Annotated in this window: 23 protein-coding genes; 15 read left to right on the top strand and 8 right to left on the bottom strand. The window is 40.2% G+C overall.

Features of this window, described 5'->3' with window-relative positions:
* Positions 1-58 precede the first annotated feature (58 nt).
* The gene (locus WNY98_RS00365; protein ID WP_342876816.1) at positions 59-1,411 is read left to right on the top strand and encodes a Do family serine endopeptidase; all 1,353 of its coding nucleotides are present in this window, start codon (positions 59-61) and stop codon (positions 1,409-1,411) included.
* Between the two features lie 102 nt (positions 1,412-1,513).
* Positions 1,514-2,596: a trypsin-like peptidase domain-containing protein gene (locus WNY98_RS00360; RefSeq protein ID WP_024595792.1), complete on the top strand. Its 1,083-nt coding sequence runs from the start codon at positions 1,514-1,516 to the stop codon at positions 2,594-2,596.
* Between the two features lie 86 nt (positions 2,597-2,682).
* On the opposite strand, the gene murA is transcribed toward WNY98_RS00360, so the two are convergent.
* The 7 genes from murA to WNY98_RS00325 are packed head-to-tail and all read right to left on the bottom strand — an operon-like array spanning position 2,683 to position 7,347.
* On the bottom strand, positions 2,683-3,942 hold the full coding sequence (gene murA, locus WNY98_RS00355; RefSeq protein ID WP_002957954.1) for a UDP-N-acetylglucosamine 1-carboxyvinyltransferase: 1,260 nt from the start codon (positions 3,940-3,942) through the stop codon (positions 2,683-2,685).
* Positions 3,943-3,955: 13 nt separating this feature from the next.
* Entirely contained in the window at positions 3,956-4,213 is a 258-nt protein-coding gene (locus tag WNY98_RS00350) for a BolA family protein (protein WP_002957953.1), read from the bottom strand.
* A gap of 5 nt (positions 4,214-4,218) precedes the next feature.
* Positions 4,219-4,512: an STAS domain-containing protein gene (locus WNY98_RS00345; protein ID WP_002957952.1), complete on the bottom strand. Its 294-nt coding sequence runs from the start codon at positions 4,510-4,512 to the stop codon at positions 4,219-4,221.
* Positions 4,505-5,185, bottom strand: coding sequence for an ABC transporter substrate-binding protein (locus WNY98_RS00340; RefSeq protein ID WP_039485391.1), 681 nt, complete (start codon positions 5,183-5,185; stop codon positions 4,505-4,507). The genes WNY98_RS00345 and WNY98_RS00340 overlap by 8 nt, the downstream gene beginning before the upstream one ends.
* A 5-nt stretch (positions 5,186-5,190) precedes the next feature.
* Positions 5,191-5,739, bottom strand: a complete 549-nt coding sequence (gene mlaD / locus WNY98_RS00335; RefSeq protein WP_002957950.1) for an outer membrane lipid asymmetry maintenance protein MlaD — start codon at positions 5,737-5,739, stop codon at positions 5,191-5,193.
* A gap of 13 nt (positions 5,740-5,752) precedes the next feature.
* Complete coding sequence (gene mlaE, locus WNY98_RS00330; protein WP_002957949.1) at positions 5,753-6,532, bottom strand: lipid asymmetry maintenance ABC transporter permease subunit MlaE; 780 nt, start codon at positions 6,530-6,532, stop codon at positions 5,753-5,755.
* A complete protein-coding gene (locus tag WNY98_RS00325; RefSeq protein ID WP_080945050.1) occupies positions 6,532-7,347 on the bottom strand; it encodes an ATP-binding cassette domain-containing protein in 816 nt (271 codons plus the stop codon). Before WNY98_RS00325 ends, mlaE begins: the two co-directional genes overlap by 1 nt.
* Before the next feature lie 255 nt (positions 7,348-7,602).
* On the opposite strand from WNY98_RS00325, the gene WNY98_RS00320 reads away from it, so the two are divergent.
* The 13 genes from WNY98_RS00320 (at position 7,603) to WNY98_RS00260 (ending at position 17,525) form a co-directional block, all read left to right on the top strand.
* Complete coding sequence (locus tag WNY98_RS00320; RefSeq protein WP_342876815.1) at positions 7,603-8,571, top strand: calcium/sodium antiporter; 969 nt, start codon at positions 7,603-7,605, stop codon at positions 8,569-8,571.
* 3 nt (positions 8,572-8,574) lie between these two features.
* Entirely contained in the window at positions 8,575-9,546 is a 972-nt protein-coding gene (locus WNY98_RS00315) for a KpsF/GutQ family sugar-phosphate isomerase (RefSeq protein ID WP_002957946.1), read from the top strand.
* On the top strand, positions 9,547-10,098 hold the full coding sequence (gene kdsC / locus WNY98_RS00310) for a 3-deoxy-manno-octulosonate-8-phosphatase KdsC (protein ID WP_342876814.1): 552 nt from the start codon (positions 9,547-9,549) through the stop codon (positions 10,096-10,098).
* On the top strand, positions 10,095-10,649 hold the full coding sequence (gene lptC, locus WNY98_RS00305; protein WP_002957944.1) for an LPS export ABC transporter periplasmic protein LptC: 555 nt from the start codon (positions 10,095-10,097) through the stop codon (positions 10,647-10,649). Before kdsC ends, lptC begins: the two co-directional genes overlap by 4 nt.
* Positions 10,639-11,184 (top strand): lipopolysaccharide transport periplasmic protein LptA, encoded by a 546-nt coding sequence (lptA, locus tag WNY98_RS00300; protein ID WP_002957943.1) that lies wholly within the window; start codon positions 10,639-10,641, stop codon positions 11,182-11,184. Before lptC ends, lptA begins: the two co-directional genes overlap by 11 nt.
* The gene (lptB, locus tag WNY98_RS00295; protein ID WP_002957942.1) at positions 11,181-11,906 is read left to right on the top strand and encodes an LPS export ABC transporter ATP-binding protein; all 726 of its coding nucleotides are present in this window, start codon (positions 11,181-11,183) and stop codon (positions 11,904-11,906) included. Before lptA ends, lptB begins: the two co-directional genes overlap by 4 nt.
* A gap of 69 nt (positions 11,907-11,975) precedes the next feature.
* The gene (locus WNY98_RS00290) at positions 11,976-13,475 is read left to right on the top strand and encodes an RNA polymerase factor sigma-54 (RefSeq protein WP_002957941.1); all 1,500 of its coding nucleotides are present in this window, start codon (positions 11,976-11,978) and stop codon (positions 13,473-13,475) included.
* 26 nt (positions 13,476-13,501) lie between these two features.
* On the top strand, positions 13,502-13,789 hold the full coding sequence (hpf, locus tag WNY98_RS00285) for a ribosome hibernation promoting factor (RefSeq protein ID WP_007580301.1): 288 nt from the start codon (positions 13,502-13,504) through the stop codon (positions 13,787-13,789).
* Between the two features lie 4 nt (positions 13,790-13,793).
* The gene (gene ptsN / locus WNY98_RS00280) at positions 13,794-14,246 is read left to right on the top strand and encodes a PTS IIA-like nitrogen regulatory protein PtsN (RefSeq protein ID WP_024595797.1); all 453 of its coding nucleotides are present in this window, start codon (positions 13,794-13,796) and stop codon (positions 14,244-14,246) included.
* 18 nt (positions 14,247-14,264) lie between these two features.
* Positions 14,265-15,110, top strand: a complete 846-nt coding sequence (gene rapZ / locus WNY98_RS00275) for an RNase adapter RapZ (protein ID WP_024599253.1) — start codon at positions 14,265-14,267, stop codon at positions 15,108-15,110.
* Positions 15,111-15,152: 42 nt separating this feature from the next.
* The gene (locus WNY98_RS00270; protein WP_342876813.1) at positions 15,153-15,425 is read left to right on the top strand and encodes an HPr family phosphocarrier protein; all 273 of its coding nucleotides are present in this window, start codon (positions 15,153-15,155) and stop codon (positions 15,423-15,425) included.
* Positions 15,426-15,556: 131 nt separating this feature from the next.
* A complete protein-coding gene (mgtE, locus tag WNY98_RS00265) occupies positions 15,557-16,915 on the top strand; it encodes a magnesium transporter (RefSeq protein ID WP_002957935.1) in 1,359 nt (452 codons plus the stop codon).
* Between the two features lie 202 nt (positions 16,916-17,117).
* On the top strand, positions 17,118-17,525 hold the full coding sequence (locus WNY98_RS00260) for a protein disulfide oxidoreductase (protein WP_259398088.1): 408 nt from the start codon (positions 17,118-17,120) through the stop codon (positions 17,523-17,525).
* A gap of 170 nt (positions 17,526-17,695) precedes the next feature.
* Here the strand turns inward: WNY98_RS00260 and WNY98_RS00255 are convergent, their stop codons facing one another.
* A complete protein-coding gene (locus tag WNY98_RS00255; protein ID WP_154903848.1) occupies positions 17,696-19,873 on the bottom strand; it encodes a YgiQ family radical SAM protein in 2,178 nt (725 codons plus the stop codon).
* Positions 19,874-19,967: the final 94 nt, after the last annotated feature.

Here is a 19,967-nt window from a genome sequence, read left to right as displayed (position 1 = left end):
TGCTGTAAAGTAGCCCTTTTTGGTTTTTGCTTTACCTTAAGTGGAGTTATCCCTGACTATGAAAATGAAATTATCACTTATCAGCGCAGCTATTCTATCTACAAGCTTATTAATGAGTCCTGTAGCGTCTTATGCAAAAATGCCAATTGCAGTAAATGGTCAACAACTACCTACTCTTGCTCCCATGCTAGAGCAAATATCTCCTGGTGTTGTAAGTATCCAAGTTTCAGGCTCTAAAGAAGTACGCCGCCGTGCAGATCCACTCGAATACTTTTTTGGACAACAGCAGCCCCGCAGTCAAAAACGCCAATTTAGTGGTTTAGGCTCAGGGGTAATTATTAATGCCGATGAAGGCTATGTGGTAACTAACAATCATGTTATTCAAGATGCTGAAAAAATGGTAGTTACCCTCGAAGATGGCCGTGAATTTGAAGCAACTAAGATTGGTACTGATACTGAGTCTGATATCGCTCTTTTACAAATAGACGCCGATGACTTAACTGAAATAAAACTCGCAAACTCAGATAGTTTACGAGTGGGCGACTTTGCGGTCGCGATTGGTAATCCATTTGGACTTAGCCATACAGTAACATCTGGTATTGTTAGTGCTCTTGGCCGTAGTGGTTTAAATATTGAGGGCTACGAAGATTTCATTCAAACCGATGCTGCTATTAACCAAGGCAACTCTGGTGGTGCATTAGTTAACTTAAACGGTGAATTGATTGGTATTAACACTGCTATTTTAGGTGCTTCTGGCGGTAACGTGGGTATTGGTTTTGCCATTCCATCAAACATGATGAAAAACTTAGTTGATCAAATTGTTGAACACGGTGAAGTACGCCGAGGTTCGCTGGGTATTTCTGGCCGCCCACTTGATGCAGGCCTTGCTAAAGCGCAGCAACTTGACGTTAAACAAGGTGCTTATGTAATGCAAGTAATGGACGACACTGCTGCAAGTAAAGCAGGTATAAAAGCAGGTGACGTAATTGTTAGCATTAATGGCGGTGATATTAGTGGTTTCCATGAACTACGCAGCAAAATTGCTACGCTAGGTGAAGGCCGCGAAATAAAACTTGGTATTTACCGCGATGGTAAAATTAAAACGGTAAAAGTAACTCTTGATGGTGCATCAGGTGTTACAGCGACTGGCGAAGAGCTGCATCCTGCGTTCCAAGGCGCGACACTTGAAAACGTGCAAAAAAATAGTAATAAAGGTGTTGAGGTTACGTCTGTAGACCCTCGCTCACCTTCTGCCCGTGTTGGCCTTGAAGAAGGTGATATTATTATGCAAGTGAATCGTCAACGAGTAGAGACTATTCGTGATATGAATAAGATTATCGAAAACACCAAAGGTAATATCGTACTTGGCGTGCAACGTGGTCGTGAGTCTATATTTATTTTAATTCAGTAATAAATAGCACTATTAATGTAATAAAAATAACAGTGGCACTTGCCGCTGTTATTTTTTTTATGTCATCATAAAGAGATTGCTCACTTACATAATAAGAAAACTGTGCTGAAATTAATAAAATTTATTCTTCCCCCTTTATTTGCAGGTCTAAGTATTGCTTTTTTAGTGGTTTTTTTCAGCCCTAATATGCGAGCCGCCTTACTTCCTAATGTTCCCCTTCCAAGCGCGATGAGTGCGAGTCACCTGAGTTTTTCTGATGCAGTTAAACGAGCAGCTCCTTCTGTAGTTACTATTTTTTCAGAAAGCATTTCCAAAGAACCTCGTTATAAAAGAAAAAACACAGTACAAGAGCTAGGCTCTGGCGTCATTATGTCGCAAGACGGTTATATTCTTACTAACTATCATGTTGTTAATAATGCAGACCAAATTATGGTTATCTTAACCGATGGCCGACGCTTTTTTGATGTGCAACTCATTGGTTTTGATACTATTACTGATTTAGCCTTACTTAAAATCAATGCAGATCACCTCCCAGTGATTCCCGTAAACGATAGCTATGTATCAAATGTAGGCGATGTTGTACTTGCTATAGGCAACCCGCTTAACTTAGGGCAAACAATCACTCAAGGCATTATTAGTGCAACGGGTAAGCAAAAAATTACAGATAGCCCTTACAATAACTTATTGCAAATGGATGCAGCTATTAACGTGGGCAACTCCGGCGGCGCATTAGTTAACTCCAATGGTGATTTAGTCGGCATTACTTCTGCACAATTTAAAACGCGTGAGAACTTGAATATTCAAGGAATATTTTTTGCGGTTCCTTACTCACTTGCTAAAAAAGTGATGGGTAAACTCATTCGTCACGGTCGGGTTGTGCGCGGCTATTTAGGCTTTGAAGGCACAGCAGTAGATAGTACGGGTAAAGAAGTAAACGACAGCCTAACGCCGGTTACCGGCATGCGTATTACTAATTTAGACCCTTTGGGGCCAGCATGGCAAGCAGGCATTGAAGAGCAAGATATCGTCATTAAAATTGCAGGGCTTTCGGTAGCAAACCCACAAAAAGTGCTTGAAAAAATAGGTAATACGGAGCCCGGTAAAGAAATAGAATTTGAGCTATACAGAGATGGCAAAATAGAAAAAATCATGGTGGTGGTAGCTGAGCTTGAAACAAAGCTTTAAAAAAGAGTAATACCAATCGTCAATAAAAAGGTCGGATAGCAATTTGCGTATCCGACCTTTTTTAAATAGCTTAACTAGTTATCTACTTAGCTACTTCTACGTTTAATGTTTGCACCCAACGCACTTAGCTTATCTTCAATGCGCTGATAGCCTCTATCAACGTGATAAATACGGTCAACAACCGTTTCACCCTGTGCCACTATACCCGTTAAAATTAAGCTAGCTGAAGCGCGTAAATCGGTTGCCATCACTTGCGCACCCGTTAAGCTTTCAGTCTCACCACAAATTGCGGTATGCCCTTCTAAACGAATATTAGCGCCCATACGCTGCAACTCTGGTACATGCATAAAACGGTTTTCAAAAATCGTTTCTGTGATCGTTGCACTACCATTTGCTACTACATTCAATGCTGTAAACTGAGCTTGCATATCCGTAGGAAAACCTGGGTGTGGAGCTGTTTTAATATTCACGGCTTTAAGTTCTCGGCCGCGCATATCAAGATAAATACTATCGTTATGTACTTCTAGGTGCGCATTCGTAGCACGTAGCTTTTCAATCACAGGCTCAAGAGAATGAAAGTCTGTATTTTTACAAAGTACTTCACCGCCAGCCATTGCTGCTGCGACTAAAAACGTCCCAGTTTCAATTCGGTCAGGTAAAATACTGTGTTCACAGCCAGCTAAACGCTCAACGCCTTCAACTTCAATGCGGCTAGTACCTGCACCTGTGATTTTAGCGCCCATAGCAATTAGGCAGTTAGCTAAATCAATTATTTCAGGCTCGCGTGCCGCATTATCAAGTATGGTTTTACCATCAGCGAGGGCCGCTGCCATTAATAGGTTTTCGGTAGCGCCTACACTTACCATTTCCATAAAAATTTCAGCGCCTTTTAAGCGACCATTAACCTTGGCATTAATATAACCATTTTCAACGTTTATTTGTGCGCCCATGCGCTCCAAACCTTGAATATGGATATCAACAGGGCGAGCTCCAATAGCGCACCCACCAGGTAAAGACACTTGAGCCTCACCAAAACGTGCAACTAGAGGGCCTAATGCAAGCACAGAGGCGCGCATTTGCTTTACTAAGTCGTAAGGCGCTAATGTTTTATTAACCGTTGCACCGTCAATTACTAGCGTATCGCCCTGCCAATTAACATCTGCACCTAAAGTTTTTAATAAGGCTTCAGTGGTCACTATGTCTCGAAGACGCGGTACATTAGTAAATATACTTTTACCATCAGCTAATAGTGAAGCAAATAAGATAGGAAGTGCGGCATTTTTAGCGCCCGAAATAGTCACTTCACCAGCAAGTGAAGTGCCACCTTGAATTACAAATTGATCCATTAGGAGGCCCTAGTTATTGCGGTAAAATGAATTTTTGTTCACGCTTCCACTCTACAGGAGTAAATGCACGAATAGATACTGCGTGAATTGTCCCATCTGAAATTGTATTCATTAATGGACCATAAACTAGCTGCTGCTTTTTAACTCGGCTTAAACCGTCAAAGCATTCGCCTACTGCAACAACTTCATAATGACTACCATTGGCTTTTACATGTACTTCAGCTAATTGAAGTTCTTCGCGTAATAATGTTTCGACTTGGCTAGTTTCCATAACTCTCACTCAAATAGGGTTGTAACCTGACCCAATTGCATTAAATTTTGCAATTGCTCAGGTAGGTTTTGCAATTCAAGGCGAATGCCTTGCTGCTTTAATTCTGCAAAAGAGTGAATTAACCAAGCTAAGCCTGCTGTGTCAACCCTTGATACTCCACTTAGGTCGAAATAGATGATTTTATGCTTAGTTAATAACTTATTGTTCAGAAGCTGTTCATCGCCAATTGAATTTCGAGTAAGCTCACCGCTTACTCCAAAATGTTGTCCATCAACTTGGCTTATTGCCAATTTAGTCATTCGAGTTACTGCCTCTAAACTGAACTGGTAGCTGACTCTTTTGCTCTAAAAGGTTACTTACATTATCAATACCTTGCTGACGCAAAATACCTTGCAGCTCGCTTTGCTTTGCATCCAGTAAACTAATACCTTCGGCAATCATATCGTACGCGCGCCATTCACCGTCGCGGTCTTCGCGTACTTTAAAATCGATTCTGATATCAGGTTTACCGTCTTCAATAATTTTAGTCTTAACAACAACGACGTCTTTACCTTTAAACGCTTGCTCTGCACCAAACTCAACTTTCTGGTTTGTGTATTGAGTAAATACACCTGCATAAGTAGCAACTAAGTACTCTCTAAATACACCAATAAAGCGTTGAATTTCTTTAATTGCTTTGGCCTTTTCAGCCTCGTCGGTAATTGCACGAACTTTAGATACTTCACTGCCAAGTACACGAAGTGCTGCATATTTATAGTCGATATAAGGCATTAATTCTTCTTCGACTATTACGCGAAGGTATTCCTGATCTTTAACAATTAATGGCTGATCTTTTTTAATGCGCGCAAATGTATTATCGGCAACTTGGCGTACCATTTTATTAGGATCGACTAATTTCACATCTGCTGCACTTACGCTTTGAGTTAGCGTCATTGTGCCAATTGCTACAATAGCTAAAAACTTTTTCAACATAATAATTACTCACTACCTTGGTTGAATAAAAACTGCCCGATTAATTCTTCAAGTACAATGGCAGACTTAGTATCAGTGATTGAATCGCCATCACCTAGTGCTTTACTTTCCACGCCAAATAAATCGTCAATTGCTTCATCTTGCTTGTTTTCTGTCACTGTTTCGCCTAAACAACGTTGCTTAGCAGAATCTGGAGAAATTACAGGGTGAATACCTAAGTACTGCTCACCTAAAATACCCGACGTTAAAATAGAGATTGAGCTTGTGTCTGAAAAACGACATAAGTACTGTGCGTCAATGGTCATATTAACGACTGGTAAAAACTCTTGTGGGTGAACATAAATTGATTCAACACGGCCAATTACAACACCACCTACTTTTACTGGCGCACGCGCTTTTAACGAGCCGATGTTTTCAAACTTGGCATTAAGCGTATATGTTTCGCCAGAGCCACTAATACCTGAATTGGCAACTTTAAGTGCAAGCATCGCAAAAGCTAAAATGCCAAGTGCTACAAAAAAACCAACTAAAATTTCTAATTTCCGTGAATTCATTATCTATACCCTATTAGCTGGTAAACATTACCGCTGTCAAAATAAAGTCAAAACCTAAAACTGCTAATGACGAATGAACAACCGTTTCGGTGGTTGCTTTGCTGATCCCTTCTGAGGTCGGCACACAGTCATATCCTTTATAAAGCGCAATCCAGGTCACCACTATGGCAAATACAAAGCTTTTAATAATACCGTTTAGTATGTCTTGCTGAAACGACACTTGCGATTGCATGATTGACCAAAAACTACCTGTATCAACACCCAGCCAATCTACCCCCACTAAATGAGCGCCTATAATTGCTACAGCTGAAAATATCAATGCAAGCAATGGCATGCTTATAAAACCCGCCCAAAAGCGCGGTGCAATAATACGTTTTAGCGGATCGATTGCCATCATCTCAAGTGATGAAAGTTGCTCTGTTGCTTTCATTAAGCCAATTTCAGCGGTCAAAGCGCTACCTGCGCGTCCTGCAAATAATAATGCAGTAACAACCGGGCCTAGTTCTCGCAATAAGCTCAGTGCCACTAACGGCCCTAAACTATCCTCAGCGCCATAACCAACCAATACGGTGTAACCTTGTAAAGCCAACACCATACCGATAAACAAACCCGACACCATAATAATGAGTAACGATTGCGAACCAACCATATAGAGCTGGCGAACAAGTAACGGTGTGCCTTTTTTAAAATTAGGAACATGCGCTAATGCACTAAACAGCATATAAGCAGAACGACCAAGGGCCGCAAAGCGTCCTAGCGTTTTATGTCCTAGCTTTTGAAATAAATCCAACATTATGCTTTTTCTCCAAGTAGTTCGTCTGCATAAGCCTGAGCCGGAAAATGAAATGGTACAGGACCATCCGACAAGCCTTTTAAAAACTGTTGAACTAAAGGAGATTCATGATTACGCATTTCATCTGGAGTACCAGAACCAATTACCCCTTGATCGGCGATAATTATAACGTGTTCGGCAATACTCATTACCTCTGTTACATCGTGCGTCACGATTAAAGACGATAAACCTAATACTTCGTTGAGCGACTTAATTAGCTTAACCAATACGCCCATCGAAATAGGATCTTGCCCTGCAAATGGTTCATCGTACATGATTAGCTCTGGATCAAGTGCTATAGCGCGTGCAAGTGCAGCACGCCTTGCCATACCGCCGGATAACTCAGATGGCATTAAATCTTTAGCGCCACGTAGTCCAACCGCTTGCAGCTTCATTAATACAACTAATCGAATAAGGTCTTCACTTAGCTTTGTGTGCTCTCTTATAGGAAACGCAATATTGTCAAATACCGACATATCAGTAAACAGCGCACCACTTTGAAAAAGCATGCTCATTTTAGTACGTGCTTCGTATAACTCTTTACGAGACATTTTAGGAATGCTGCCACCTTCAAATAAAATATCACCTGAATCTGGTTTAAGCTGACCACCAATTAAACGCAACATAGTGGTTTTGCCAATTCCGCTTGGCCCCATAATCGCAGTAATTTTACCTTTAGGAACGCTAAAACTCATATTTTTATATATGGTTCTATTGCCTCTCGAAAAGCTAACATCCTTGACTTCTACTATTGATTGCGACAAGTCGCTCTCCATAAAAATGTTCACTAGTGCCCCTATTTTAAAGCTTTTTTGTCAAAGATGGAAAAAACAATTCGTAAGATTTTGTAATACACCCATGAAAAGGATTATAAGACTCGCTCAAAACAGCTTAACCCCGGCTTAAATTTTTAAATTAGCTGTTTAAAAGCAACATTGTTACCTAGTTGACCTTACTCTTTTATTTATACTTTCATCTTGGCTTTTGTTACTATTCGCGCCATCCGTATTTTGTATAACTGGCTTAACACAATGGTTACCTCGTTTGTTATTTTAATTCTTGGTTTTGCAGCTCTTGTTTGGAGTGCCGATAGGTTTGTTTATGGGGCTGCGGCTCTTGCTAAAAACTTTGGTGTACCTACACTTATTGTTGGTTTGACCGTTGTAGCCATGGGCTCTTCAGCCCCTGAAATGATGGTTTCAGCCTCTGCCGCTTTGGCTAACAAAACCGACACAGCCGTTGGCAATGCTGTTGGCTCTAATATTACAAACATTTTACTTGTGTTAGGTATCACTGCTCTATTTCGCCCTCTTTCAGTTTCATCTAGTACGTTAAAACGTGAAATGCCATTAGTGATGCTCGTATCTTTAGCTACTTGGTATGTGTTCTCAGATAACTACTTTTCATTTAGTGAAGGTGTTGCGCTTTTAGTTGGCTTTATCGTATTCATCGGTGGGTTAATCATTGTATCTATGCGTGCAAAAAACCAAGATGACCCATTTGTCTCAGAAGCCTGCGACGATGTACCAAACGATGTACCTACTAAAAAAGCGGTATTTTGGTTAATTGTCGGCATGATACTCTTGCCGGTTAGTTCTCATTTTTTAATCGGCTCAGCTGTAGACATTGCTAAATACTTCGGCTTAAGCGACTTAGTCATTGGTTTAACAATTATTGCCATTGGTACTAGCTTGCCTGAACTTGCCGCCTCGGTTGCAGGTGTACTTAAAAATGAAAATGATTTAGCACTAGGTAATATTGTTGGCTCAAATATATTTAATATTCTAGCGGTATTACCACTTGCAGGTATCATTAACCCTTCTGCCATTGACCCATCATTAGTAAGTCGAGACGTATTAATTATGATTGGTGCAACACTTGCTCTTATTATTATGTCATTGAACTTTAGAGGCACCCAGCGTATCAATAGGGTAGAAGGCGGCTTATTGCTAATAGCGTTTTTGGGTTACCAAGGGTATATTTTTAGTCAAGTAGGGTAAATGATGGCAACGCTAAACTTTATTGAACAAGGCCTTCGCGTTTTAGATGTTGAGCGCCAAGCACTTAGTGATATTGCACAATATGTAGATGAAAATTTTCATAACGCGTGCCAATTAATGTACGACTGTGAAGGCCGTATTATTGTCATTGGCATGGGAAAATCAGGCCATATTGGCAATAAAATAGCGGCAACCCTTGCAAGTACTGGCAGCCCAGCGTTTTTTGTTCACCCTGGTGAAGCAAGTCATGGTGATTTAGGTATGATCACTAAAAATGACGTGGTTATGCTTATTTCTAATTCAGGGGAAACCAGCGAAGTTTTAAATATCATTCCGGTTTTAAAACGACTTGGTGCCAAAATGATAGCGATGACTGGCAATACACAATCAACCATGGCAACCCTTGCTAATGTACATGTGTGCATTAAAGTAGAAAAAGAAGCTTGTTCATTGGGTCTAGCCCCTACATCAAGTACCACTGCAACGCTTGCGATGGGCGATGCCATGGCAGTTGCATTATTAGAAGCTCGCGGCTTTACAGCTGATGACTTCGCGCTATCTCACCCAGGTGGTAGTTTAGGCAAGCGCTTATTACTTACTTTAAAAGATGTTATGCACAGCGGCGCAAATACACCTATTATTGATGTTTCACAAACAGTTAAAGATGCTCTAATAGAAATGTCAGCTAAAGGATTAGGCATGACAGCCATTGTTGATGAAAATCAGCAACTCGTAGGGTTATTTACCGATGGTGACTTACGTCGCATTTTAGAACAAAGAATTGATATTCATACAACACAAATAGATGTTGTTATGACTAAGTCATGCACTACAGCTACGCAAGATATTTTAGCCGCTGAAGCGCTCAATATTATGGAACGTAAACGTATAAATGGCCTAATCGTCGTCAATGAGAAAAACCAACCTATTGGCGCATTAAATATGCAAGACCTATTAAAAGCAGGAGTGTTATAAATGCAATTTGAAGAACTCTATCAACCGCTGAGCGATGATGCAAAAGCACGCGCTAAAAAAGTAAAACTACTTATATGCGATATTGATGGTGTATTTTCTGATGGCCGTATTTACCTTGGCAATCAAGGTGAAGAGCTAAAAGCATTTAATACAAAAGATGGTTTTGGCATTAAAGCACTTATAAACAGTGGCTTTGAAGTAGCTGTTATTACTGGTCGTCATTCACAGATAGTACAACAACGTATGAGCAGCTTAACCGTACAGCATATTTATCAAGGCCAAGAAAATAAGCTCATTGCCTATCAAGAATTAAAAGATAAACTCAACCTTAGCGATGGACAAATTGCTTATATTGGTGATGACGGTCCTGACATGCCTGTTATGGAGTTAGTAGGCTTTGCCGTTGCAGTAAATGATGCCCACCCTCTTATTAAGCGTTTGTCACATTATGTAACGCAAATGCCTGGTGGTTTTGGCGCTGTGAGAGAACTCACCGATTTGCTCATGCTTGAAAATGGTAAAGCATTGACTACACAAGGCACTAGTTCATGAATGCAGCGCGCATAATATTAAGCGTTTTATTCATTAGCTGTATGGTTTGGCTTTGGTACCCTTATTTTACACAAACAAATATTGTGCCTCAGGCTGAGCCTGAAGTTGTTGCTAAGCCTGATTACATAGCTATTGAGCTCAAACAGACAGCCTATGATGAGCAAGGTAAAATTAGCCACAAAGTCACTGCGGCTAAAATGGAGCTATACCAGCAATTAGGTTTCACGTTTTTTGAAAAACCCATTTTTACTTTATATAACGAGCAACAAACGTGGCAAATAAATGCAGACGAAGCAACATTATATGAAGATAAACAATTAATTTTAGAAGGTAATGTGGTTGCCAAAAATTTAACCGATAACGCCATGATAGACAAAATCAATGCTGATAATATTCAGGTTGATATAAAGTTATTAACAATGCGTTCGGAGCAACCCGTCATTATCACTGGACCCAATTTAAAAATCACCGGTAAAGGCCTAGAAGCCGACTTGAAAACCGAAGTGATAAAACTAATTAACCATACGCGAACCATATATTATGACCAATAAAATATTAAAATCACTTATAATTCCTACACTTATACTAGCGTTTAATAGTAGTGCTGCAGAGCAAAACACGCAACCTGCTGCCAATCAAATTTCAATAAGTGCCGACAAGCAAGAAGGTCAATTGAAAGCTAATGTGGGTATTTTTGAGAAAAACGTTGAGATTATTCACGGTAATCGCCGCATTACAGCCGATCGCCTCGAAGTACACAAACGTGATGAACTTGGTGATAATAAACAATTATTAATTGCCACAGGTAGCCCTGCGCACTTTGAAGAAAAGCAATCAGACGGCACGACTATGAGCGCCAGTGCTGACGAAGTACGTTATGATGTATCTAAGCGTTTTTTAACGCTTGTTGGTAATGCACAAGTATCGCAAGCCGGACAAAAAATAAATGCTAAAAGCATTACCTACGACATAGAGCAGCAGCTCATCAGTGCCGAAAAAGATGAAAACTCAACTGACCGCGTTCACACAATTTTAGTACCGATCGAAACTAAAAAAAGTAAAAAAGGCGATAAAGGTCAACCATGAGCACATTAAAAGCAGAACTATTAGCAAAAAGCTATAAAGGTCGTGAAGTTGTAAAAAACGTCGGCCTTGAAGTACAAGCTGGCAGTATAGTTGGCTTACTTGGCCCTAACGGTGCAGGTAAAACAACGACTTTTTATATGATTGTAGGGCTTGTTCCTAGCGACAAAGGTAAAATATCTATTGATGATAACGATATTACTCTTTTACCTATGCATAGTCGTGCTAGATTAGGCATAGGCTACTTACCACAAGAGTCATCGATTTTTAGAAAGCTGACTGTTTATCAAAACTTAATGGCCATTTTAGAAACGCGCAAAGAACTAAATAAACAAGCCAGAGAAGACACGCTCAATAACTTATTAGATGAATTTAGCATACAACACATTCGTGATAGCCAAGGTATGGCATTATCGGGGGGAGAACGTCGTCGTGTAGAAATAGCACGAGCGCTGGCAGCAGATCCTAAATTTATATTACTGGATGAACCGTTTGCCGGTGTTGACCCTATTTCGGTATTAGATATAAAGAAAATAATAGAACATCTTAAAAATCGTGGGATTGGTGTATTAATTACCGACCATAACGTAAGAGAGACCCTTGATGTTTGTGAAAAAGCCTACATTGTTTCTCATGGGGAGCTGATTGCATCAGGTACTCCAGAACACGTATTAAATGATAAAACAGTACGCGATGTTTACTTAGGCGAGCAATTTAGGCTGTAACATTTACGCCATGTCTTTAAGCATCTGCTAGTATTAATTATAACAACATAAAAGGATTGTTAGAGATACATGAGGCAATCACTACAGCTGCGCATGGGCCAGCAACTTACAATGACTCCACAGTTGCAACAAGCTATTCGTTTGTTGCAACTCAGTACATTGGATCTCCAGCAAGAAATACAAGAAGCTCTCGACAGTAATCCACTATTAGAGGTTGAAGAGGCAGACTATTCCGAAGACGCTGCTGGTAAAAACGAGCAAAAAGCTGATACCGATGACATAACTGTTAGCGCATCTGCTGATGATGCTCCGAGCGAATACGAACAAGATACTGGTGAAGCACTTGCAAAAGACACGCTAAGTGACGACATGGCTATGGATGTCAGTTGGGATGAGTACATGAGTGCCGCTCCTGCAGCCTCATCAGGTCCAATGCCTGAAGACGAATCAATATACCAAGGCGCCTCTACTGAAACGCTCCATGAGTATTTAATGTGGCAATTACAACTAACGCCATTTAGCCCTACAGACGAAGCTATTGCTATTGCTATTGTAGAAGCTGTCGATGATTCAGGTATTTTAACACTAAGCTGCGAAGAGATTTTAGAAAGCTTTAATCAAGAAAACGAAGATGATAACGAAGTCGAACTTGATGAAATTGAAGCGGTATTAAAACGCATCCAACTGTTTGATCCTGTTGGTATTGCTGCACGTAGTTTACAAGAGTGTTTGTGTATTCAGCTTAATCAATTTGATAAAGAAACACCTTATATTAATGAAACGAAAATGATTTTAACCGAGCATATTGATCTATTAGCAGCTCGCGACTATCGTACATTAATGAAAAAAACTAAGCTCAAAGAAGAAGAGCTTAAAGAAGTAATGACACTAATACATACTCTCAACCCAAAACCTGCAGATACTATTGTAAGGGAAGAATCTGAGTATGTTATTCCTGATGTGTCAGTTAAAAAAATTAAAGGCCGCTGGGTTGTCGAATTAAACCCAGATAGCATGCCTAAAATTCGTGTTAATAGCCAATACGCAGCAATGTCTCGCACTGTAAAATCAAGTGGCGACAGCCAGTTTATTCGCTCACATTTACAAGAAGCTAAATGGTTTATTAAAAGCTTAGAAAGTAGAAACGACACGCTATTAAAAGTTACTAATTGTATTGTTAAGCAACAACAAGGCTTTTTTGAACATGGCCCTGAAGCCATGAAACCAATGGTTTTAAATGATGTTGCTGAAATGGTAGAAATGCACGAATCGACAATTTCGCGTGTGACTACTCAAAAGTACATGCATACACCCCGTGGTATATTTGAGCTTAAATATTTTTTCTCAAGCCATGTAAGTACTGAAAACGGTGGTGAATGTTCATCTACAGCAATACGTGCGCTTATCCGAAAATTAATCGCAGCAGAAAACTCAGCAAAACCATTGAGTGATAGCAAAATAGCGGATATATTGGCTGAGCAAGGAATTAAAGTAGCGAGACGTACAATCGCAAAATACCGCGAATCTCTTGCTATTCCACCGTCAAATCAGCGTAAAAGTCTGATTTAAGACGCTAAACTAAGAGGGTAATGCTTATGCAACTAAACTTAACTGGTCGTCACGTAGAATTAACCGATTCACTAAGAGACTATATTAATACTAAATTTGCGAAGCTTGAAAGACACTCTGATCATATTAATAATGTTCATGTCATTCTCGATGTAGAAAAATTAAATCAAAAAGCAGAAGCCACAATACACGTAAGCGGTGCTGAGCTATTTGCCTCTACAGAACATCAAGATATGTATGCCGCTATTGACTCGTTGATCGACAAGCTCGATCGCCAAGTAATCAAACACAAAGAGAAGCTTGCTCGACACTAATATGATGAAATTAAGTTCACTTATATGCCAGGACTGCAGCAAAGCTGCGGTCCTTTTTAATAGCAAAAAAAGAATTTTAGAGTTCATTAGCGAACTTGCTCACGACAAACTTCCGTATTTACCGCAACAAGATATTCTTAATGCTTTAATGAGCAGAGAGAAATTAGGTAGTACAGGTATAGGGCGTGGCATTGCTATTCCTCATGGAAGAATGAGCGGTGCAGAAGAGCCTTTGGCTTTAGTGCTCGTTAGCGAAACTCCAATAAACTTTGATGCAATCGATAATCGCCCTGTTGATATTTTTGTCGCACTCATCGTACCAGATGGCGATAACCAGCAGCACTTAAAGACTCTAGCAACCATTGCTGATAAACTAAACAACAAAGATTTTTGTAAACAGTTACGCAGTGCAAAATCTGATACTGAGCTTTACCAAGTTATTGTCGATCAATCATAGTTTTATAAAGGGTGTTAAATGGAGTTAATTATCATAAGCGGCCGTTCTGGTTCTGGAAAGTCGGTTGCTTTACGCGTTGTAGAAGATTTAGGCTATTATTGCGTAGATAATATTCCAGTTAACTTGCTTCCTTCATTAGTTCGCAGTGTGTCTGATAGCTACGATAAAATTGCTGTTAGCATTGATGTGCGAAACATCCCTAAAGAGCAAGATGAATTTAACGATATTCTTGAATACTTACCAGGCTTTGCAAATCCTACGTTATTTTATTTAGATAGCGACGATCAAACGTTGATAAAACGCTTTTCAGAAACACGCAGGTTACACCCACTATCAATTGACTCGCTGCCTCTTGATTTAGCCATCAAAAAAGAAAAAGAATTACTTGATGTATTAATCACCCGCGCCGACTTTATGATAGACACAACTGATTTAAGCGTTCACCAACTTGCAGAATCTATTCGTGAAAAGATTTTAGGTAAAAAAGATAAGCAACTAATTGTCACGTTTGAATCGTTTGGTTTTAAACACGGTATACCAAAAGAAGCCGACTATGTATTTGATGCACGCTTTTTACCAAATCCACATTGGGAACCTGAATTAAAACCTTTAAATGGGTTAGATCAACCCGTTAAAGATTATTTGGCCAATCACAGCATAGTGCAAAAATTCACATGGCAAATTCAAACATTTGTACAAACGTGGTTACCGCATTTAGAAAGAAATAACCGCAGTTATTTAACCATTGCTATTGGGTGTACAGGCGGGCAACATCGCTCTGTGTATTTAGCGCAAACTATCGGTGAAAGTTTTGCAATGACACATCCCAATGTAAAAATTCGCCATCGCGAGCAAGAAAAATAATATAGCTGAATAATCACCTGTTCAGCTTAGGTAGAGTAAGTTATGCATTATGAAGATACCTTTTTAATAAAAAACAAATTAGGCTTACACGCCAGAGCAGCTACTGTGCTTGCGCAATTAGCAGTACAATTTGATGCGACAATCACATTATTCCAAGATGACAAAGAAGCAGCAGGCGATAGCGTACTTGCATTAATGTTACTTGAAAGTAGCCAAGGAAAAGAAGTTAAAGTTGTTTGTAAAGGCCCTGATTCTGAGCAAGCTTTACACGCTGTTGGAGAATTAATAGCACAACGCTTTAATGAACAAGAATAATCTGTTTTATAAAAACAATATTCGCATTACTAGTGCTTCAATTAAAACAGATATATAAAATAAATAGGTTAGTAACGCCAGTTAACTCACCTCCCCCCATAAAGTAATATAACAATTTATAAAGGACGCCAATGCCAGAAGCTTTTGAACAAGATTATCCACTACAGCAACTAAAGCAGGTGACGAAGTCACTCAATAGTGGTCAATTTGTTCAAGTTAGGCGCATGCTCGCAAAAACGGCTCCTTGTGATACCGCATTATTATTAGAATCATCACCGCATAAAATTCGCCGACTGCTTTGGCAATTGGTCGATCCTGATGTGCAGGGTGATGTTCTTGAAGAATTATCTGAAGATGTTCGTTTAGGCATTATTGCCCAAATGGAACCTAAGCATATTGCCGCCGCAACTGAAGACATGGGCCACGATGACTTAGGTGAAGTATTACGTAGCCTGCCAGATACCGTCTATAAAGACGTTGTTAGCGCGATGGACATTCAAGACCGTGAACGTGCCACGCAAGCACTGTCATATCAAGAGCGTTCAGCAGGTGCGCTAATGAACACCGATACGGTGACCATTCGCCCTGATGTAACACTCGATGTTGTACTTCGTTATATTAGACTGCGTGGTGAGTTACCAGAGGGTACAGATGATTTATATGTTGTTGATAAACATAACTGCTTTATAGGCGCTTTATCGCTGAGTACATTATTAACTAATCCGCCAGAAAAAATTGTCCGCGATTTAATGGATGAAGATTGTGAGTCTATCCCAATCTCAATGGATGAAAGTGAAGTAGCGCAATTATTTGAGCGTCATAATTGGATATCGGCCCCAGTGGTGGACGATAACGACCAACTCCTCGGTCGTGTTACTATCGATGACATCGTTGATGTAATCCGAGAAGATGCCGAGCATAGCTTATTAAGCCTAGCCGGTCTTGATGATGAAGAGGATACATTCGCGCCAGTACTAAAAAGCTCTAAAAAACGCTCAGTTTGGCTAGGAGTTAACTTACTAACCGCACTTGCAGCTGCTTTTGTAGCTAGCTTTTTTGAAGGCACTTTAGATGTGCTCCCTATTTTGGCTGTGCTTAACGGTATTGTCCCTTCTATGGGTGGTGTTGCTGGTAGCCAATCATTAACGCTTGTTATCCGTGGTATTGCAGTAGGTCATATAAACCAAACAAACCAACGTTTCTTGATGATGAAAGAACTGGCCATTGGCGCGCTAAACGGTATTTTGTGGTCACTATTAATTGCGGGTGTTATTGCGCTATGGCAGTGGGACTTTATGCTTGGTGGCGTACTCGCCTTCGCTATGTTTATGAACTTAGTGGTGGCAGGTGTTGCTGGTGCAAGTATTCCAATAATTCTTAAAAGAATGAATATAGACCCTGCTCTTGCAGGGAGTGTGGTGCTAACCACAGTGACTGATATTGTTGGTATATTCGCCTTTTTAGGTACTGCTACATGGTTGCTGATATAAATTAAACGCTTTAAATGTAAAAAACTACAGCAAAAATAGTTAGGGTAAATCAGTAGCTATGGCAACGGATACCAAACATAAAAATGACATACCTAAAAAAACGCTAAAACAAAAAAGCGTATCCATATTAAAAAGTGTACTGGTATATAGCTCTATATTTTTCGTCATTTATACCGCCGTCAATTGGTGGCGGCAACCTGTCATGCCAGCAAATCCTCAATTACAATTAATCGACTATGAAGGGCAAAACATAGATTTAGCAGCAATGAGCCAAGATAAACCCACGCTTGTGTATTTTTGGGGAACTTGGTGTCCTATTTGTAGTATTACCTCCCCTGCCATAAACGAACTCGCAAACGAGAATAAATACCCCGTCGTGAGCATCGCGATAAAATCAGGCTCTGATCAAGAGCTGCATGATTATTTAAATGAGCAAGGCTACAGCTTCAGTACTGTTAACGATCAACACGGGGAGATATTTTCCGATTGGCAGGGACAAGTCACGCCATCTTATATAATCTTAAAAGATAATAAAATGACGCAAGGACTCACCGGCATTCAGCCGTTATGGTCACTTAAATTGCGTTTGTGGTTATCATCAATGCTTTAAAAAAAAGCTAAACTTAGCACAGGATATCTAAAGAGAGGGGGGCTCTAAAACCTCACTCTTTATCACCTACAATAATATAGATAATAAAGAGCAAAGCTGACTTAATTTACGTATACAAAAGCTAAAAAACGCGTACCGCAATTAGCCTTATCTATTAGCGAATAAAATTACTAACGTGTGCTTTGACGATTAGCGCCCACTTTTGGCTTAGTGTTTGCCTTTTTAAATTGGCTAAAACCAGTATGTCGCGTTAGTGCCGGACGCCCACCTTTTTTACCACCTTTACCTGATTTTTCATCGCGCCCTTCTTCTGGCACTAAACAGTTAGGCCCTTTACCAATTAAATTAGCTTTACCCATTTTACGTAGAGCTTCACGTATCATTGGCCAACCAGCTGCATCGTGGTAGCGTAAAATAGCTTTATGTAATCTACGTTGGCGTGCGCCTTTAGGTACTGGAACAACTTCTGAGTTGTTTTTTATATTACGTAAAGAGTTCATCTCTGTATGGTAAATAGTCGTAGCATTAGCCATAGGTGATGGGTAAAAATTTTGTACCTGATCAAGCTTAAAGTCGTTTGATTTAAGCCATAAAGCCATGTTTACCATGTCTTCATCTTTTGTACCTGGGTGAGCAGATATAAAGTAAGGAATTAAATACTGCTTTTTACCGGCTTCTTTAGAGTACTTATCAAATAGTTCTTTAAATTGATCGTACGCTCCCATACCTGGTTTCATCATTTTTGATAATGGACCATCCTCTGTATGCTCTGGCGCTATTTTTAAGTAACCGCCTACATGGTGCGTTACTAATTCTTTAACGTAACGCGGGTCGCGTACAGCTAAATCGTAACGTACACCTGAAGCAATCAATACCTTTTTAATACCCTTAACTTCACGTGCTTTTTTATACAAATCTATTGTTGGCGTATGATCTGTATCCATGTGTTTACAAATATCTGGATATACACATGATAAGCGTCTACAGGTACTCTCGGCCTTTTTGCTCGTACAGCGCAGCTTATACATATTCGCCGTTGGGCCACCTAAATCAGAAATAACACCAGTAAAGCCGGGAACTTTATCTCTAATTTGTTCAATTTCTTCAATAATAGATTCTTGTGAACGACTTTGAATAATGCGCCCTTCATGCTCTGTAATTGAGCAAAACGAACAACCACCAAAACAGCCACGCATAATATTAACAGACGTTTTAATCATATCGTAAGCAGGTATTTTAGCATCACCATAACTTGGGTGAGGAATACGCTGATACGGCAAACCAAATACAGCATCCATTTCATGTGTTTCTAATGGATATGCTGGCGGGTTTACCCAAATAGAGCGATCGCCATGTCGTTGGTAAAGCGCCCTTGCACAACCAGGGTTTGTTTCTTGGTGTAAAATGCGCGAGGCATGGGCGTATAGAGGTTTGTTAACACTTACTTGCTCATAAGCAGGTAACTTAACATAGGTTTTTTCCCACGGCTTAGGACGTGCAGGCTGAACCATGATTGGTTTTGCCGCTTCTGCTTTTAAATCAATACCCGCTTGTTTAAATTCTGATTTACTACAGCCAACATCATCCGCGCCATATGGGTTTGGAATAGGGTCGATTTTACCAATTTTATCAATAGCGGTAGAATCACTGCCACGCCAACCAGGTAGAGGCTCTTTTCGAATAACAGCCGTGCCGCGAATATCCTGAATCGTATCCATCGTTTCACCCGCCGCAATACGGTGTGCAACTTCAACTAGCGGGCGCTCTGCGTTACCGTAAATTAAAATATCGGCTTTTGCATCAAACAAAATACTACGACGTACTTTTTCCTGCCAATAGTCGTAATGAGCAATACGGCGAAGGCTGGCTTCAATACCGCCAATAACAATTGGGATACCTTTGTATGCTTCACGGCATTTTTGCGAGTAAATCATCACGGCGCGATCTGGGCGCTTACCGCCAACGTTATTAGGCGTGTAAGCATCATCGTGGCGCATGCGTTTTTCCGCTGTATAGCGGTTGATCATCGAATCCATGTTGCCGGCTGTTACACCAAAAAATAAATTCGGTCTGCCGAGCTCCATAAATGCATCTTTAGAGTCCCATGCAGGTTGGGCAATAATCCCCACTCTAAAGCCTTGCGCTTCAAGTACACGGCCAATTACAGCCATCCCAAAACTAGGATGATCAACGTACGCATCGCCACTAATTATTATTATGTCGCAACTATCCCAGCCAAGTGCATCCATTTCTTCACGTGTAGTTGGTAAAAATGGCGCGGTGCCATAACATTCAGCCCAGTATTTAGGGTATGAAAATAAGGCGCGCTTAGCTTTGAGTGTGCTCATAATTGTGGCCGTAGAATAACAAAAGGCGCGAATTATACCCTACTAAATTCTTTATATATACAAAGTAGTCAAAGCATATCGCGCTTTAAATTCT

The organism is Pseudoalteromonas sp. AS71 (genome assembly GCF_038900275.1).
In the GTDB taxonomy this organism is placed as follows: Bacteria; Pseudomonadota; Gammaproteobacteria; order Enterobacterales; family Alteromonadaceae; genus Pseudoalteromonas.
This window is presented reverse-complemented; position numbering and strand designations above follow the sequence as displayed.

What these genes read in the sequence shown, in the direction of transcription:
- WNY98_RS00365 (WP_342876816.1), top strand. Translation starts at nt 59, where the DNA reads ATGAAAATGAAATTATCACTTATCAGCGCAGCTATTCTATCTACAAGC.
- murA (WP_002957954.1), bottom strand. Translation starts at nt 3,942, where the DNA reads ATGGATCAATTTGTAATTCAAGGTGGCACTTCACTTGCTGGTGAAGTG.
- WNY98_RS00350 (WP_002957953.1), bottom strand. Translation starts at nt 4,213, where the DNA reads ATGGAAACTAGCCAAGTCGAAACATTATTACGCGAAGAACTTCAATTA.
- WNY98_RS00345 (WP_002957952.1), bottom strand. Translation starts at nt 4,512, where the DNA reads ATGACTAAATTGGCAATAAGCCAAGTTGATGGACAACATTTTGGAGTA.
- WNY98_RS00340 (WP_039485391.1), bottom strand. Translation starts at nt 5,185, where the DNA reads ATGTTGAAAAAGTTTTTAGCTATTGTAGCAATTGGCACAATGACGCTA.
- mlaD (WP_002957950.1), bottom strand. Translation starts at nt 5,739, where the DNA reads ATGAATTCACGGAAATTAGAAATTTTAGTTGGTTTTTTTGTAGCACTT.
- mlaE (WP_002957949.1), bottom strand. Translation starts at nt 6,532, where the DNA reads ATGTTGGATTTATTTCAAAAGCTAGGACATAAAACGCTAGGACGCTTT.
- WNY98_RS00325 (WP_080945050.1), bottom strand. Translation starts at nt 7,347, where the DNA reads ATGGAGAGCGACTTGTCGCAATCAATAGTAGAAGTCAAGGATGTTAGC.
- WNY98_RS00320 (WP_342876815.1), top strand. Translation starts at nt 7,603, where the DNA reads ATGGTTACCTCGTTTGTTATTTTAATTCTTGGTTTTGCAGCTCTTGTT.
- WNY98_RS00315 (WP_002957946.1), top strand. Translation starts at nt 8,575, where the DNA reads ATGGCAACGCTAAACTTTATTGAACAAGGCCTTCGCGTTTTAGATGTT.
- kdsC (WP_342876814.1), top strand. Translation starts at nt 9,547, where the DNA reads ATGCAATTTGAAGAACTCTATCAACCGCTGAGCGATGATGCAAAAGCA.
- lptC (WP_002957944.1), top strand. Translation starts at nt 10,095, where the DNA reads ATGAATGCAGCGCGCATAATATTAAGCGTTTTATTCATTAGCTGTATG.
- lptA (WP_002957943.1), top strand. Translation starts at nt 10,639, where the DNA reads ATGACCAATAAAATATTAAAATCACTTATAATTCCTACACTTATACTA.
- lptB (WP_002957942.1), top strand. Translation starts at nt 11,181, where the DNA reads ATGAGCACATTAAAAGCAGAACTATTAGCAAAAAGCTATAAAGGTCGT.
- WNY98_RS00290 (WP_002957941.1), top strand. Translation starts at nt 11,976, where the DNA reads ATGAGGCAATCACTACAGCTGCGCATGGGCCAGCAACTTACAATGACT.
- hpf (WP_007580301.1), top strand. Translation starts at nt 13,502, where the DNA reads ATGCAACTAAACTTAACTGGTCGTCACGTAGAATTAACCGATTCACTA.
- ptsN (WP_024595797.1), top strand. Translation starts at nt 13,794, where the DNA reads ATGAAATTAAGTTCACTTATATGCCAGGACTGCAGCAAAGCTGCGGTC.
- rapZ (WP_024599253.1), top strand. Translation starts at nt 14,265, where the DNA reads ATGGAGTTAATTATCATAAGCGGCCGTTCTGGTTCTGGAAAGTCGGTT.
- WNY98_RS00270 (WP_342876813.1), top strand. Translation starts at nt 15,153, where the DNA reads ATGCATTATGAAGATACCTTTTTAATAAAAAACAAATTAGGCTTACAC.
- mgtE (WP_002957935.1), top strand. Translation starts at nt 15,557, where the DNA reads ATGCCAGAAGCTTTTGAACAAGATTATCCACTACAGCAACTAAAGCAG.
- WNY98_RS00260 (WP_259398088.1), top strand. Translation starts at nt 17,118, where the DNA reads ATGCCAGCAAATCCTCAATTACAATTAATCGACTATGAAGGGCAAAAC.
- WNY98_RS00255 (WP_154903848.1), bottom strand. Translation starts at nt 19,873, where the DNA reads ATGAGCACACTCAAAGCTAAGCGCGCCTTATTTTCATACCCTAAATAC.